12 protein-coding genes are annotated in these 15293 nt (G+C 62.2%); 3 read left to right on the top strand and 9 right to left on the bottom strand.

The features are described from left to right. Positions 1-154: 154 nt before the first annotated feature. Genes NL528_RS43765 through NL528_RS43780 form a run of 4 tightly spaced genes read right to left on the bottom strand, consistent with a single transcriptional unit; the run spans position 155 to position 6418 of the window. On the bottom strand, positions 155-3307 hold the full coding sequence (locus NL528_RS43765) for an efflux RND transporter permease subunit (protein WP_309180525.1): 3153 nt from the start codon (positions 3305-3307) through the stop codon (positions 155-157). After that, on the bottom strand, positions 3304-4365 hold the full coding sequence (locus NL528_RS43770; protein WP_309180526.1) for an efflux RND transporter periplasmic adaptor subunit: 1062 nt from the start codon (positions 4363-4365) through the stop codon (positions 3304-3306). The genes NL528_RS43765 and NL528_RS43770 overlap by 4 nt, the downstream gene beginning before the upstream one ends. An 11-nt stretch (positions 4366-4376) precedes the next feature. Continuing rightward, entirely contained in the window at positions 4377-5510 is a 1134-nt protein-coding gene (locus NL528_RS43775; RefSeq protein ID WP_309180528.1) for an efflux RND transporter periplasmic adaptor subunit, read from the bottom strand. Next, positions 5507-6418: a sensor histidine kinase gene (locus NL528_RS43780; protein WP_309180529.1), complete on the bottom strand. Its 912-nt coding sequence runs from the start codon at positions 6416-6418 to the stop codon at positions 5507-5509. Before NL528_RS43780 ends, NL528_RS43775 begins: the two co-directional genes overlap by 4 nt. Positions 6419-6565: 147 nt before the next feature. Between NL528_RS43780 and NL528_RS43785 the strand changes: the two genes are divergently transcribed. After that, positions 6566-7228 carry a TetR/AcrR family transcriptional regulator gene (locus tag NL528_RS43785; RefSeq protein ID WP_309180531.1) on the top strand — a complete coding sequence of 221 codons (663 nt, stop codon included), beginning with the start codon at positions 6566-6568 and terminating at the stop codon, positions 7226-7228. Between the two features lie 170 nt (positions 7229-7398). On the opposite strand, the gene NL528_RS43790 is transcribed toward NL528_RS43785, so the two are convergent. Further along, positions 7399-7836 carry a hypothetical protein gene (locus NL528_RS43790; protein ID WP_309180532.1) on the bottom strand — a complete coding sequence of 146 codons (438 nt, stop codon included), beginning with the start codon at positions 7834-7836 and terminating at the stop codon, positions 7399-7401. Positions 7837-8305: 469 nt separating this feature from the next. Here NL528_RS43790 and NL528_RS43795 point away from each other — a divergent pair, with 469 nt between their 5' ends. Both NL528_RS43795 and NL528_RS43800 read left to right on the top strand, forming a co-directional pair. Further along, positions 8306-8515, top strand: a complete 210-nt coding sequence (locus NL528_RS43795) for a hypothetical protein (protein WP_309180533.1) — start codon at positions 8306-8308, stop codon at positions 8513-8515. A gap of 349 nt (positions 8516-8864) precedes the next feature. Continuing rightward, positions 8865-9467: a PepSY domain-containing protein gene (locus tag NL528_RS43800; RefSeq protein WP_309180534.1), complete on the top strand. Its 603-nt coding sequence runs from the start codon at positions 8865-8867 to the stop codon at positions 9465-9467. Positions 9468-9629: 162 nt separating this feature from the next. Here the strand turns inward: NL528_RS43800 and NL528_RS43805 are convergent, their stop codons facing one another. The 4 genes from NL528_RS43805 to NL528_RS43820 form a co-directional block, all read right to left on the bottom strand. After that, positions 9630-10448, bottom strand: coding sequence for a CarD family transcriptional regulator (locus NL528_RS43805; RefSeq protein ID WP_309180535.1), 819 nt, complete (start codon positions 10446-10448; stop codon positions 9630-9632). Between the two features lie 403 nt (positions 10449-10851). Then, a complete protein-coding gene (fdxA, locus tag NL528_RS43810; RefSeq protein WP_309180536.1) occupies positions 10852-11190 on the bottom strand; it encodes a ferredoxin FdxA in 339 nt (112 codons plus the stop codon). Positions 11191-11297: 107 nt separating this feature from the next. Beyond that, positions 11298-11567: an RNA-binding S4 domain-containing protein gene (locus NL528_RS43815; protein ID WP_309180537.1), complete on the bottom strand. Its 270-nt coding sequence runs from the start codon at positions 11565-11567 to the stop codon at positions 11298-11300. 85 nt (positions 11568-11652) lie between these two features. Then, a complete protein-coding gene (locus NL528_RS43820; protein WP_309185267.1) occupies positions 11653-15135 on the bottom strand; it encodes a helicase-related protein in 3483 nt (1160 codons plus the stop codon). Between the last annotated feature and the right edge of the window lie 158 nt (positions 15136-15293).

The raw sequence follows: 15293 nt of genomic DNA on the forward strand, positions 1-15293 counted from the left end.
CGCCTGTCACGAGCCACGTCCCCGCCCCGTGCGCCGGAGGCGGGTCAGGAGAGAATTGCGCAAACGCCGCGGTTGGCACCATCGAGATAGTTGTGATTGTCACACTCACGGACAGCGTCAAGAGTGTCTTCCGGGCCATCGTGTTTTCCGTTTCCTAGAATTGCGTCTCAAGAACCGGCGCCGGCTCGTTCTGCGCGGATACGCGCTCCGACGGCGGGGGATGTTGCGTCAAGTCCACAGCCTCAGGGGTTGGCCAGCAATCGTCGTGGACAGGGTGGATCCGGAACCACGCCACATAGAGCGCCGGCAGGAACAGGAGCGTCAGCAGCGTGCCGACGATGATGCCGCCCATCATCGCGTAGGCCATCGGGCCCCAGAAAATCTCGCGCGCGATCGGAATCAGCGCGAGACTTGCAGCGGCCGCCGTCAGCAGGATCGGCCGCATGCGATGCTCGGTCGCTTCCACAACGGCATCCCAGGCCGGGCGCCCCTCCTTCCTCAGATCCTCGATCTGCACGATCAGGATCACGGAGTTTCGGACCAGAATACCGATCAGTGCCAGGACGCCGAGGATGCCAACGAACCCAAGCGGCGAGCCGCTCGGCAGCATGGCCATGACGACGCCGATCACGGCGAGCGGCGCGACCGCAAACACCAGAAACAGCCGATGGAAGCTTTGCAGCTGAACCATCAGGACCGTGGCCATGACAAAAAGCATGAGCGGAACGACCGCCACGATCGGCGCCTGGCTCTTGGCGCTCTCCTCGACGGAGCCACTGATCGCCACAGAATAACCTGACGGCAATTCTTTGGCGAACTCCGCCACCCTCGGCGCCAACTGGTCCATGATTGTCTTCGGCTGGACGTTGGTGACGACGCCAGCCTTCAGCGTGACCGTAGGAATCCGCGCGCGGCGCCAGATCGTCGGCTGCTCGATTTCGTAGCGCAGATTGGCCACGGCCCCGAGCGGCACCGACTGCCCGCTGAGCCCGGTTAACTGCAGATCGCGCAGCGTGTCGATCGAGGCGCGCTCCGCCGTCGTAGCGCGTCCGGTGACATTGACGAGATAGATGCTGTCGCGAACCTGTGTGATCGGGGTGCCCTCGAGCACCGAGTTCACGGCCGTGGCGATGTCTTCCGACGTCACGCCGAGCTGGCGCGCCTTGTCCTGGAGAACGTCGACCTTGACGACGCGCGCAGGCTCCATCCAGTCGAACACGACATTGCCGAGACCGGGGTTGCTCCGGACGATGCCAGCGAGTGCCTGCGAAAGATCTCTGACCTTCGCGATATCTGGTCCGCTCACGCGGTATTGCACGGGACGTCCCACGGGTGGGCCGACCTCAAGCAATTTGACGTAGGTGTCGGTGCCTGGAAACGTCTTCCTCAGATATTCCTCGAATTGCGCCTTGACGAGATCGCGCGCCTTTATGCCGCCCCTGGTCACAACTACTTGCTGGCCAAACCATGCATTGGCCGTCTGCACGTCGAACGACAGCACAAACCGCGGCGCGCCGGTGCCGACATAGGTCGACCAATGCTCCACAGAGCCATTGCCCTGCAGCTGTTCGCGCTCGAAGCGCGCCATCTGCGCATTGGTGTCTGCAATCGAGGCGTTTTGCGGCAGATTCCAGTCGATCACCAGCTCGTCACGATCCGACGAGGGAAAGAACTGCTGCTGCACGAAAGTCATGCCGAACAACGCGACGAAGAAGGCCGCAACCGTCACGCCGACGGTGATCCAACGGTGATGCATGCAGAAGAGCAGCAGGCGGGCGAACATCTGCGCCAGCCGGCCCTTCTCCTCATGGTGGCCCTTCATCTTTGCGGGCAGAATGGTGACGCCGAGCAGCGGCGTGAACAGCACCGCGACGATCCACGACACGATCAGAGAGACCGCAATCACCACGAACAGGGTGAAGGTAAATTCGCCGGCATTACTGCTGTTCAGCCCAATCGGGATGAAGCCTGCGACGGTGACCAGCGTGCCCGTCAGCATGGGAAATGCGGTCGACGTATAGACGTGGGTCGCCGCCTTTTCGAGGGGATCTCCGACCTCCAGTCGGGCCACCATCATTTCGACGGCAATCATGGCGTCATCGACCAGAAGGCCGAGCGCGATGATCAATGCGCCCAGCGAAATTCTCTGCAATGAAATGCCGGCATAGTTCATCACCACGAAGGTAATGGCGAGAACCAGCGGGATCGCAATTGCGACGACAAGCCCGGCGCGCATGCCCAAGCTGAGAAAGCTGATGGCGAGAACAATAACCACGGCCTCAAACAGCGCTTCGGTGAAGCCCGACACCGCATGCTCGACGACGACCGGCTGATCGGCGACCAGGTGAACGCCGACGCCGATCGGGAGGTCGGCAATGACCTTCGTCATTTGCTCTTTCAGCGCCTCGCCGAAGTGAAGCAGGTTTGCGCCGGACTTCATGCCGATGGCAAGCCCGATTGCAGGCTGGCCGTTGTACCTGAACAAGGTCTTGGCCGGATCGGCATAACCGCGCGTGATGGTCGCGACGTCAGTGAGCGGAAAGAAGCGGTCGTTGATCCGGAGATTGACCGCGTTCAGGCTTGCCTCCGACGTGAACCGGCCGTTCACCCGCACACTGATTCGCTCGGGCCCGTCCTGGAACACCCCGGACGGGGCGACCGCGTTTTGTCCCTGCAGGGAGGCCATGATCGAGTGGACGTCGAGGCCAAGGGCCGCGATCTTCCGGGTGGAGAATTCGAGGTAAATCACCTCGTCCTGCGTACCCAGAATGTCGACCTTACCCACATCCGGCACGGTCAAGACCTTGGCACGGACGTCCTCGACCTCGTCGCGCAGCTGACGCTGGGTCAAGCCGTCGCTGGTGAAGGCGTAGATGTTACCGAACACGTCGCCGAAGCGATCGTTGAAGCCCGGCCCGATGACGCCTTGCGGGAATTCGCCCTTGATATCCGCGATCATGTTGCGGACGCGGACCCAGGTCGGCTTGACGTCAGCCGCCTTCGTCGCATCCCGCAGATAGACGAATACGGTGGTCTGGCCCGCGACCGTCACGCTCTTGGTGTAGTCGAGCGATTCCAGCTCCTCGAGCTTCTTTTCGATCCTGTCGGTGACCTGGCGCGTCATTTCTTCGGGCGATGCGCCCGGCCACTGCGCCTGGATCACCATGGTCTTGATGGTGAAGTCGGGATCCTCCTGACGACCAAGCTGAAGGTAGGCAAAGAGGCCCGCCGCCATGAAGGCGATCATGAAATACCAGACGAGCGAACGATGGCGGAGCGCCCAGTCGGAAAGGTTGAATGACTTCATGGCGTCTGATCCTGTTCGATACGGACTTGCTGTCCTGGCTTGAGGCTGTGGATTCCGGCGGTCACGATGCGCACGCCGGGATAAAGCCCATCGGAGACGCGGGCACCTGCCGGGTCACCGGCGAGAGCGACCTTGTGCAGCGATACGGTGCTCGTAGGCTGATCCACGACCCAGACGAAATTTGCGCCATCCTTGGCGAGCACCGCTGAGGCGGGAACGCGCAATCTCGGACTTTGCGCTATTCCGAGCTTCGCCGTAACGGTCGTGCCCAAGCGGAAGCTTTCAGGGGGATTGTTCAGGGCGATGCGGACTCGCCGTAGGCGCGTCATGGGATCTGCCTGCGGGGCGATCTCGCGAATCTTGCCTTCGACCTGAATCGCAGGGAGCAGCTGTAGGCCGACCCTGAATGGCAGGTCAATTTCAAGCGGCACCGGGAAATCCTCCCCGATATCGACTACCGCCTCCCTGATATCGGGCCTTGCAACTGTCACGACATTTTGGCCGGGAGAGACCACCTGTCCGACTTCTGCGCCCACCGAAGTGACGACGCCGGCGAAATCGACCTTGATCTGGGCATAGCCCCGTTGCTCGATGGCCTTGATCAAGTTCGCCTGTGCATGCGCCACCGACGCGGCGGCGCCGGCCCGCGCCTGCTCGGCACTGTCCAGTGTCTGCTTTGTGGTAGCGTCAGTTGTGATAAGAGTTCGCTGCCGCTCCTCCGTCGCCGTTGCGGTCGCCAACTGCGCTTCGGCCTTCGTCAGCTCAGCCCTGGCAGAGCGTACCGCAAGCTCCAGAGCCGTGGGATCGATGACACCGACAGTTTGTCCTTCGCTGACGAGGTCACCAACGGAGACCGGACGGCCGGTCAGACGTCCCAAGACGCGGAACGCGAGATCGGTCTTGTATTGCGGCTCAACGACGCCGACGGCGACGATGCCGTCCGTGCGGCTCGGCTCAAGGACCATCGACAGTACGGGTCGTACAGGCTCGGGTGCTTTCGCGTCCTGCTGACATCCAGCCAGCACCAGCGCGGATACAAACGTGCCGGTCGCAATCATCGTGCGCCTCTTCATGACGGGTCTTCCTCATATGTCACGGCCTGCCCAACGCTCAGCAGCTTGCCGCCATCGATCACGACGCGCTCGCCCGGCTTGAGGCCCGCCTTGATCAGCACTTCACGGGCTTCATAACCGCCGATCGTCACCGGCTTGAGCGCAGCCGTTTTAGTCGCCGGATCGACGGTCCAAACCGCGGGCTTCGATCCTGCCGCCGCCAATGCACTCCAGGGCAATGCGATCTGCTGCTGGGCTTTCGATTTGACGGTTCCTGCAATGGCGCTTCCAAGCGTCATCGCTGCCGATGGATCCTGGATGGCAACCTTGACGCGGATGGTCGCGCGCTTCGCGTCAATCGCGGGCGAGACTTCCCTGACATGCCCGCTCGCCGTCGCGCCTGCGTCGGAGACAAGCACCAGCGATACGCGGCTATCGTCGAGATCGCCAAACAAGAGGGATTCGTAGATGTCGAACACGGCATCCCGCTCCCCGTCCTGCGCCAGGGAGAAAACCGGCTGCGCGGCCTGTACGACCTGGCCGACTTCCAAATTGCGCGCGGTGACCACGCCTGCCGCTTCGGCGCGCAGCGCGGTATAACCAAGCGCGTCTTTCGACGTTCCGAGCTCCGCTTTTGCTGCTTCAAGGGCACCTTCTGCGGTTCGCAATCCCTCCTGCGCCTGATCGTAGACCGTCCGCGTGGTGAAACCGCTGGCGATCAGCGCCTTTTGCCGTTCGAAGGTCGCCCTGGCCACGCGTAGCTGAGATTCTCCGGCCAGCACCGCCGCAGTTGCGGCATCGACGTCGGCCTGCTGCTCGGCGGGATCAAGCAAAGCCAGGACTTCGCCAGCCTGGACGCGGGCGCCAACATCGATATAGCGCGCGACCACACGTCCGCTGACGCGGAACGAGAGGTCGGCGCGAAACCGGGCCTGGATTTCGCCAGTGAGGGTGACGGAGGCTTGTCGGTCGCGCGGCTGCACGATCTCCGTGCGCACGATAGCGGCGTGTGTGATGGGAGCAGCGGCATGATCATTGCAGCCACTCAGCGCAAGTGCGACAAGCGCCACCACGAGGCTACCGGGCCGCCTCAGCTTGCATTTGCGAGCAGTTTTATCGATTTCGGTCTGGTTCGCAGCATGATGGTTCATAGCAGGTCCATGCGGTGGCGGGGTGACAACAACTCGCCCAGCACATCCGCCGCTGGACGCACAGAAACCGGTTGGGCTTCGCGAGCCGGATTTTGATCCGGTCGTGTTGCAACGGGGCGGCTGTTCCAATCAGGAGAGCTTGCTCCTGTGTAAAGCGTCGCGGCGTTGGACGGGCGGACGCTTAGCCGGCGAGGCGACCGTATGATGCGACGCTTCGCGGTCGCACAGTTCGCCTGCCGCTCACGCTCTGACAGCGGAAACGAGAGAACGACGGACGTGAATTCATTGCCGGAGCCGTGCTCGACCCGGCCGCGCAGATCCTTGGCAAGGTCGTTGCTGAGCCGAAGTCCGCGCCCAGCGGCGCCCCGTGCCGACCGCGACCCATTGTCCAGGACGACGCAATTCACCAGCCCGCCGGTCCGTGTCAATTTGACCCTGATCTCTCCGGACCGCGCCTCGAAGCACGCATACTTCGCGGCATTGGTTACGAGCCCGTGAACGATCAATCCGAGCCGTCGGCATCGCTCTGATTCGAGCGGAAGAGATTCGGTCGCGAGGACCAGCCGGATATTCATTCGATCCAGCAACGAACGGCGCATGGCGCACCCCATCATGCGGATGGATGTCGCGGCGTCGATCAGCGCCTTGCCCTTGGGCATTGCGAGCGCCTGTTGCACATCGGCATAACCATGCAACAGGTCGACCACGTCGCTTAAGGCACGCTTGGCCTCACGCCCCTCGACCCGGACGGCCGCGGCCGAGACCAGGTTGATCGCGGAGGCGAGCCCACTATTGATCCGGTGATTCAATTCGCGCAGCAGAATGCCCTGCTCCACAATTGGCGAATCCGGCCTGCACACAGTCACGACGATCTCCTCAGGTTGTGCCGGCGAGCGGCGGCCGTTCATCCGGATGAGCTGTCGCAGGCCCTGCAATCCAAGCCAGTCTGCGACCTCATAAATACACTATACGGTATATTTTCTTTTTATTGCATTTTCTTTCTGAGCATGTCAAGCGGGATCTATGCGCGCACAAACTTGAGCTTGGAGACGATGATGGCGAAGGACAAAAGCCCGAAACGTGGCAGGCCGCCAAAGGACCTTGCCAGCGACGCCCAGGCGCGGATTCTCGATGCAGCCCAGCAGCTCTTTCTCGAGAAAGGATTTCGGAGTGCCAGCATCGACGATATCTCCGAGTTGGCCCCTGCGAGCAAACCGACCATCTATGCCTATTTCCCCGGCAAGGAAGCGCTGTTCGTAGCTGTTGTGGCCCGGACCATCAACGGATTGACAGATTTCGCGGGGTTCACGCCGGCAGGCCGCACCATCCAGGAAAAGCTCACCAATCTCGGCATCGAGATCGTGGAGAGATTCGTCGAGGACACGTTGGACCTCACGCGCGCGACGATCGCCGAGTCGCGGCGATTTCCCGAGTTAAGCCGAAATGTTCACGACGCGGCGCGCGACCGCGCGGCTGGGGCAGTTTCTCAACTCTTGAACGAGGCAACGCAGAGGATCGCGCGCTCATCAAAAGGGCCATTCAGCGCAAAGCGGAGCGTTGCGACCGCGCAGATGTTCATGGATCTCATTCTGCTTCCGATGCTTATGAGATCTCTGATGGGCGAGGAACTGAAAGATCTCAGAAAAGAGCTGCCGACGTTCTTGCACGAACGGGTCAATTTCTTTCTCGCGGCTTGCGAGGCAGACTGGAGGCCCTGAATCAGCCCACCCAGACCCCGCTCGCTATCCTTGCGCCCCGGCTTTGGCACATAACTCGGCGGCCAGGTCGATCGACTGACCCCACGGCAGATGATGCAGCGCGCTTGCGCAGAAATCCATCATCTCGTCAAAAGTGGGCCTAACGGTAGCCGCCTTGATCCGCAACGACCTCAGCGAGATGGGGTCGAATGCAATTCACGTCGGCAGGCTTCGCCGAAGTGACGCAAGGGATCCATTTCCTCCATGAACTCAGGTAAATCGACGAGTTCGCGGTTCGGCGACAGGAAGGTTTCGATGATCACGCGCCCTGCCCGCTCCGCCGCTTGAACCACTTGATCGCTGGACAGAATCCTCATCCGCCCGATGAGCGCATACAGATTGACCAGTTGCGGAATCTCGGATTTGTCGCTGACGAGCGCGTCGGCGTAGAGTCGGGAGGCTTCCTCGATGAAGCTTCGATAGAGCCGCTCGCGCTTGGAGATCGACCGGGCATAGTGGCGCTCGCGAAGCCTGCGGCGCCGACTCACCCATCCTGTTACGATCGTAGAGATCGCTCCGAAGGCCGAGCCTCCGAACGCGGCGAAAGCGGGAGCATACATCGTGTTCATGCGATCATTCCTCATCTCTTGCGCCGCGGTACCGGAGCGATCCTATGGTCTTGACCGAAGCAGTTCCCGCAGCGTGATCGAAGACGGCTCTGCAAGCATCGCTGAGGTCTGACTTTCTTTGCCTGAGACAAGCCTCCACATTCTCGGCGTCAGGGATGTAGCTGGCGCATAGCCGGAAGGCATCAGGCGCACATGCGGCCCTCTGCTCGGGAGTGCCGCGGTTCTCCTGCGCTAAGACAGTGCCGTTGGCGAACAAAGCTGCCAGCATGACGACCAATGTGTACTTGAACATATCGAATCCCTTCTGCAGTTGAGGCACCCGCGTTCGCCAGGGGAGCGCAGCCTTACGCTCCAAAGTCCCCGCCATTTGAACAGCCCGAACACGCGCTTGTGAGTCTTCGCTCTTGACACACCCCGGGGATCGGGATGTATATGAAATATACGGTATAGTATATTTATGAGGTGAAAAATGTCAACACTTTTGTGGTCGGTTGCAAAAGAAAATCCGGGGCCGGGGCTTGCACTCGCATTCCTGAACCTGGTCGTGGCTCTGTTCCTCGTGGGCCTGAGCTTGCTGCTGGGCGTTACGATATCCTTGCTTGCCGGGCTGCACGCGTTCGTCGATCGAGAGGCGGTGCCGATCACGCAACAAGCCCAGCGCCGGAGGGTCACTCCATGACGTCAGCCCTTCTCCTAGCTCGCGATTGCATCATCTATTCGGTCAGGATCTGGCTCGTGCCCGTTGAATGCGCATTCAACGTAGTTGAGTCGGAGCTCGTGCGCAGAGGCGTCCAGCTTTACCCGGTCGAATAGCGCACAGTGCGCGCCACCTGATGGCTCATTCGCGATTGACCCGAAAACCATGAACTACATTCCATGCGACTGGCGGGACAAGCGCCGCCAACTCGACGCCAAGGTCCATCTGGAATCAAAACGGAAGCAATGCATGCCGTCCACATCGGGCCGAAGAGCCGGTGACCAATAAGCCACCTGTCAGTTTTCACAGACAGCCACACTGGATTTACCTCATGTCGAAGAAGCGATTGCTAGCAATTGTCGTTTTGTCCGCCACGCTTGCCGCTACGGGCGCGAAAGCCGATGTCACCCACTCACCTTTGGACGCTGCAAATAGAGGCGTAGCCGCGCGAGGCGATGCCGAGGAGGTCGTGCTTCGTCGCTTGCTCGAGCAATTTCGCGCAATAAAAATGTCGCTCAGTCAGGCGGTAGCGATCGCCGAGCATTTACATAGCGGTTCAAGGACCGCGGACGTTAGCTTTGAGATATCCGGTCCGGCCATTTATCGGGTGCGGACGGTAAGAAATGAGCGAATTTGGGAGAATGTCATTGATGCGAACACCGGAAGCGTTACAGAAAAAGAAATTTCGTCATCGCTGAGGGAACTAGACCGACAGGATCTGGGTAACGTCATTGCTCTGAAGTCAGTTGAGCAAGAGCTGTCGGACGCCGTACGCATCGCCGAGAAAGCTGCCGGGGGAAGCGCCCTTGCCGGAGGTCTGATGAAGCAGGATGGCAAACTCAACTTCGTGGTCGTCATCGCCAGTGGTGATCACTTGAAGGAGGTCATGCTCGAACCGCCCAGGGTCGGCAGGGAAAAGTCAGCTCGCCAATAGCCACAGCGGGGCCTAACAACAACCATTTGTGGTTGTGGGTCCCGGCTCCCGTGCGCAATTGCGCACCAGGCGGGGACGACGCGTTGATAGATTTCGCTCGTTCGCAAAAAACAAAAAGCCCGGTCTCTCGACCGGGCTTTTCAATTCCAATTCGTGAAAACCTTACGCGGCTTCGTCCGCCACGGCGGCGTCGTCACCGTCGGCTTCCGTGTCTGCCTCGTCGGCTTCACCGTCGGCGCTACCTTCGGTTTCGGTCTTGGCGCCGCGCCGCGGGCTCTTGGCGAGCTGGCTTTCGATTTCCTTGACCGCTTCGGTCTCGGTCGAATGCTGCACGACGGCGATTTCGCGCGACAGCCGGTCGAGCGCCGCTTCGTACAACTGGCGTTCGCTGTAGGACTGCTCGGGCTGCGATTCGGAGCGATAGAGATCGCGCACCACTTCGGCGATCGCAACGATATCGCCGGAATTGATCTTGGCTTCGTATTCCTGCGCCCGGCGCGACCACATCGTGCGCTTGACGCGGGCACGGCCCTTGAGGGTCTCCAGCGCCTTCTTGACCAGCGACGGATCCGACAGCTTGCGCATGCCGACATTGGCGACCTTGGCGGTCGGCACCCGCAGCGTCATCTTGTCCTTCATGAAATTGATCACGAACAGCTCAAGCTTGGCGCCCGCGATCTCCTGCTCCTCGATCGCCAGGATCTGGCCGACACCGTGAGCGGGATAGACCACGAATTCATTGGTCTTGAAGCCCTGACGCTGGGTCAGAACCTTCTTCGGCTCTTCGACCCGGGGTGCTGCAGCCACCGGCTTGGCGGCAGGCTTCGCAGCGACGACGGCAGCCTTCGGCGCAGGCGCCGCGGCTTTATGGGCGATCGCCTTAGGGGCAGCGGCTTTAGGGGCGATCTTGGGGGCGACCTTCGAAGCAGTGGTCTTCGAACCCGTCGCTTTCGCGGCAGTTTTGGCAGTCTTGTCTGGCATTGCGCTTCTTTTGTTTTTCGAGGACTTTGTGGCCGCTGCCCTCTTGGCTTCCTTCACGGGCGCCTTGGCACGGCCTTTGGTTGCGCTGCGGCTGACCGCAGCGACTTTCTTCGAACTCTTGGAAACACTCTTTTTACGCGTTTTCTGTGACACAGCCTGCGCGCGGAAACTGCCACGCCCCTGTTCGAGTTTTACGGGAACCCAAGGGGACCACAGGTACGCATGGCCGGGTTCGGCTTGTAATGTGCCCAATATAGCACATTTTCCGCAAAAATCAATGATTTACGCCCGATTCCGGGCGCATACAGGGAGCTTTCCGTCATAAGACCGCCAACAGGGTTAAATCGGCGGGCCTTAATAGGTCCGAAACGGTCTCAACTCGCCGTTGCAGGCCGTCACCGAATCAGTCGCCGGTGCCGGGTTCCTTGGAAAAATATTTCTCGAACTTGCCTTCCATGCCCTCGAAATCCTTCGCGTCGGGCGGGGATTCCTTCTTCTGGGTGATGTTCGGCCAGGCCTTGGCGTACTCGGTATTGACCTCGAGCCACTTCTCCAGCCCCGGTTCGGTATCCGGCTTGATGGCATCCGCCGGGCATTCAGGTTCGCAGACGCCGCAGTCGATGCATTCGTCGGGGTGGATGACCAGCATGTTCTCGCCCTCGTAGAAGCAGTCGACGGGGCAGACTTCAACGCAGTCGGTATATTTGCATTTGATGCAGGCTTCAGTGACGACGTAAGTCATCCAGGACTCCGAACGGGATCAATTTCTCGGGGTTTGCGTAGCGCAGCTAGTGCGCTGCCGCAAGGGAAGCCGAACGCGGATAAGCGCGTTTCATCGCCCCCAGATAGTCATTCCCGGCGGCCCTGCAAATCCTCGTAGAGCACGCGCGCGGCGGTCGCATCGCCGCGCCGCTCGGAAAATCCGGCGACCTTCAGGATGCGTACGCTGTTGTCGAGCCCGATCGTCAGCACGTCGCCGATTTTCACCGCATGGCCGGGGGCTGTTTCGCGCACGCCGTTGATGCGGACATGACCGGCCTCGACCAGCGCGGCGGCGCTGGAGCGGGCCCTCACCACCCGCGCATGCCACAACCACTTATCGAGACGCTGGCGCTCCAAATAGACCTACTTCGAAACAGATTAGTCCTTATTTATTTTGACGCGTTTTCTTCACGCGAACCGGTACCCACTTCGCTCGAAAACGCTACTCCTTGCGATTCCCCGCGAGCTGCTCTTTCAATGCCGCCAGTTTTGCAAACGGCGAATTCGGATCGATCGGCCGGTCGCGCTCGCGAGGTGCGGCGCTGGTGGCGTATTGGCGATGCGACGGGCCGCTGTCGCGGCCGCCCTTGCCGCCCTTGTCGCGGCCACCGAAATCGCGGCCCTTGTCGCGGCCGCCGCGGTCGCGGTCCTTGTTGCGATCGCCGCCGAACTTGCCCTTGTTGCGGTCGTTGTCGCGATTGTTGTCGCGGTCCCTGCCCTTGCCTTCAAAACGCTCGCGCGGCGGACGCGCCTGATCCGGACGCGGCTCGACGGCCGGTGCGCCCTCGGTTGCCGGCGTCGCGGCAACGGCCTCGGCCGGCGCGCCTTCGCGGGGCTTTCGGAAATCGCGGTGGCGGTCGCGCCGTCCGTGGCGGTGACGTTCCGGCTTTGCGCCCTCGCCGCCTTCGGCCGCAGCGGCTGCGGGCTGCGCGCCTTCCGGCGCCCGTTCCTGACGGCCCTGATGCCGCGGGCGGTTGCGATCGTGACGCGGCGGACGGCGTTCTTCGGAACGGCCGCCGGGACGCCAGACTTCGATCAGTTCGGGCGCCACGGGCGGTTCCGGCGCAGCCTCGGCAGCAGCGGCTTCGGCCGGTGCGGTCTCGGCGACCGGCTCGGTTGTTTCAGATCCGGTTATCGGCTCGGCAGCGGCCGCTTCCTGCGGCGCTTCAGCCACTGGTGCTTCTACCGGAGCGACAGGTTCGGCGGCAGCTTCAACGGGCTCCGGCGCTGCTTCAACGGCGGGCGCCTCTTCGCTCGCGGCGGGCAGGAGCGTGATTTCGGGCAGCAGCGCCGCCGACGGCGTGGGATCGCCGGAGACCGGCAGCTCGGCGGCGGCTTGTTCGACTGGCGTTTCGGACGTGGCGTCAACTGGCGCCTCGGCGACGGCTTCAGCCGGTGCCGTCTCCGCGGCAGGCGCTTCTTCCACCACGACCGGCTTCGGCGGCAGCGGCGGGCGCTTGTCCATGCGATAGCCGAGCGCGCGCAAGATCGAGGCGAAATCTTCGCCGGCCGATCCGGTCAGCGAGGTCATCGCTTGCGTGACGACAAAACCGCGGCCGTCGAACGCGCCGGTGGGCTTTTCGCCCGGCGAACTCTCGCGCCAGGCCAGCGCCGGCCGAATGAGATCGGCGAGCCGCTCCAGAATATCGACGCGCACCGCGCGTTCGCCGCACTGGCGATAGCCGAGCACGCGATAGGCGTCGCGCGGCAAAGCCTTGTCGACCGGGAACGAGGTCCGGCCGCTGGAGGCCAGATGCTGCGCATTCGACAGCAGCGACATGTCGACATTGTCCTGCTTCTCGGCCCACAGCAGCGAGGCCAGCGAACGCGCCGCGGGCTTCAACAGCCCGGGGAAATAGATGTGATAGGCTCCGAACCGCACGCCGTATTTGCGTAACGTCGCGCGCGAGGCCTGATCGAGATCCTTCATCTCGGCCGAGATTTTGGTGCGCTCCAAAACGCCGAGCGCCTCGATCAATTGGAACGCGATGCCGCGCGCGATCCCCGTGATGTCCTCGGCCTTGGCGAGACCGAACAGCGGCCCCAAGAGCTTTTCGATATGCGTCTTCAGCCACAGATCGAGCCGCGTCTGCACCGCTTCGCGCGGCGCGCCGTTCAGGCGCTCGTCGGAAATGATGCGCAGCCGCGGATGCAGCGCGTCGTCGGCGGCGACAAGCTTGGCCACCGCATCGCCGGTCCAGCGGATGGTGCCGTCCGAGGTCAGCACGAACTGATCGTCGGGGGCCGCGCTAAGCTTTTCGGCGCGCGCATCGATCTCGCCGGCGAGCGCTTTCAGCGCCGTGGCCTGCAACGCTTTCGCATCCGAGCCGGCTTCGGCTGCATCAGGTGCAAAGGTGAATCCATCGAGCCGGCCAATCACGTGGCCCTCAACGGTCACTTCGCCGGTCTTGCCAATTTCCGTATTCAAAACGCTGTTCTCCCGCAGGCGGCGCATCAATACACTGGTACGGCGGTCAACGAAACGCTCCGTGAGCCGTTCGTGCAGTGCATCGGACAATTTATTTTCGACCTCGCGCGCGATCCCCTGCCAGTGATCGGGATCGGACAGCCAGTCCGGCCGGTTGGCGACGAAGGTCCAGGTGCGGATTTGCGCGATCCGGCCCGACAGCGTGTCGATATCGCCGTCAATCCGGTCGGCCTGCTCGACCTGGGCGGCAAACCATGCATCCGGAATCCGGCCCTTTTTCATCAAAAACCCGTACAAATTGGTCACGAGTTCGGCATGGGCCGCGGGCGCGATCTTGCGGTAGTCCGGGATCTGGCAGGCGTCCCACAGCCGTTCCACGGCGGCGGCGCCATGGGCCATGTCGCGGACGTCGCCGTCGCGGGCCGCGTGATCGAGCACGCGCAAATCTTCGGCGATCGGCGCCCGCGTCAGCACCTCATGGTTGGGCGTCAGCGCCAGCGACACCTGCAGTGCGCCCAGCGAGGAGAAGTCCAGTTTCGAGTTGCGCCATTGCAGCATTTTGACGCTGTCGAACGTGTGGTTCTGCAGCGCGTTGACCAGTTCCGGCTCGAACGGCGCGCAGCGCCCGGTGGTGCCGAAGGTGCCGTTGCGCGTCGCGCGGCCGGCGCGGCCGGCGATCTGCGCGAATTCGGACGGATTGAGGCGGCGGAACTGGTAGCCGTCATATTTGCGGTCGGAAGCAAACGCGACGTGATCGACGTCGAGGTTCAGCCCCATGCCGACGGCGTCGGTGGCGACGAGATAATCGACGTCGCCGTTCTGGAACATCGACACCTGCGCGTTCCGCGTGCGCGGGCTCAGCGAGCCCAGCACCACCGCGGCACCGCCATGCTGGCGGCGGATCAACTCGGCGATCGCGTAGACTTCATCGGCGGAGAACGCGACGATCGCGGTTCTTCGCGGCTGGCGCGTGATCTTGCGGTCGCCGGCGAACTCGAGCTGCGACAGCCGCGGACGCGTGACGATGGACGCGCCCGGCAGCAGCCGCTCGATGATCGGGCGCATGGTCGCAGCCCCCAGCAGCAGCGTCTCGTCGCGCCCGCGGCGATGCAGGATGCGGTCGGTGAAGACATGCCCGCGCTCGAGATCGGCGGCGATCTGGACTTCGTCGACGGCGAGGAACGAGACGTCGATATCCCGCGGCATCGCTTCCACGGTGGAAACCCAGTAGCGCGGATTCTTCGGCTTGATCTTCTCCTCGCCGGTGATCAGCGCCACGGATTCCGCGCCGGCGCGCGCGGCGATCTTGTTATAGACCTCGCGCGCGAGCAGGCGCAGCGGCAGGCCGATGACGCCCGAGGAATGCGCCAGCATCCGCTCGATCGCGAGATGGGTCTTGCCGGTATTGGTTGGTCCCAGCACAGCGGTAACGCCGGCGCCGGGGGCCCGTTCATTTGACCGTTCGTGGCCGAACGTAGACGAGTAAGAGAAAGCCATATTTTTCAGGTGTTTCTTGTAGCGGAGGTCAATCGTCATTGCGAGGAGCGAAGCGACGAAGCAATCCATTCTTTCTTTGTGGAACTATGGATTGCTTCGCTGCGCTCGCAATGACGGGAAAAACCTGAGCTCTTTTTTCGGTTGGCACCAATTGCGCC

Origin of the sequence: Bradyrhizobium sp. Ash2021, assembly GCF_031202265.1 — a bacterium.
Classification (GTDB): domain Bacteria; phylum Pseudomonadota; class Alphaproteobacteria; order Rhizobiales; family Xanthobacteraceae; genus Bradyrhizobium.

What these genes read in the sequence shown, in the direction of transcription:
- NL528_RS43765 (WP_309180525.1), bottom strand. Translation starts at nt 3,307, where the DNA reads ATGAAGTCATTCAACCTTTCCGACTGGGCGCTCCGCCATCGTTCGCTC.
- NL528_RS43770 (WP_309180526.1), bottom strand. Translation starts at nt 4,365, where the DNA reads ATGATTGCGACCGGCACGTTTGTATCCGCGCTGGTGCTGGCTGGATGT.
- NL528_RS43775 (WP_309180528.1), bottom strand. Translation starts at nt 5,510, where the DNA reads ATGAACCATCATGCTGCGAACCAGACCGAAATCGATAAAACTGCTCGC.
- NL528_RS43780 (WP_309180529.1), bottom strand. Translation starts at nt 6,418, where the DNA reads ATGAACGGCCGCCGCTCGCCGGCACAACCTGAGGAGATCGTCGTGACT.
- NL528_RS43785 (WP_309180531.1), top strand. Translation starts at nt 6,566, where the DNA reads ATGGCGAAGGACAAAAGCCCGAAACGTGGCAGGCCGCCAAAGGACCTT.
- NL528_RS43790 (WP_309180532.1), bottom strand. Translation starts at nt 7,836, where the DNA reads ATGAACACGATGTATGCTCCCGCTTTCGCCGCGTTCGGAGGCTCGGCC.
- NL528_RS43795 (WP_309180533.1), top strand. Translation starts at nt 8,306, where the DNA reads ATGTCAACACTTTTGTGGTCGGTTGCAAAAGAAAATCCGGGGCCGGGG.
- NL528_RS43800 (WP_309180534.1), top strand. Translation starts at nt 8,865, where the DNA reads ATGTCGAAGAAGCGATTGCTAGCAATTGTCGTTTTGTCCGCCACGCTT.
- NL528_RS43805 (WP_309180535.1), bottom strand. Translation starts at nt 10,448, where the DNA reads ATGCCAGACAAGACTGCCAAAACTGCCGCGAAAGCGACGGGTTCGAAG.
- fdxA (WP_309180536.1), bottom strand. Translation starts at nt 11,190, where the DNA reads ATGACTTACGTCGTCACTGAAGCCTGCATCAAATGCAAATATACCGAC.
- NL528_RS43820 (WP_309185267.1), bottom strand. Translation starts at nt 15,135, where the DNA reads ATGGCTTTCTCTTACTCGTCTACGTTCGGCCACGAACGGTCAAATGAA.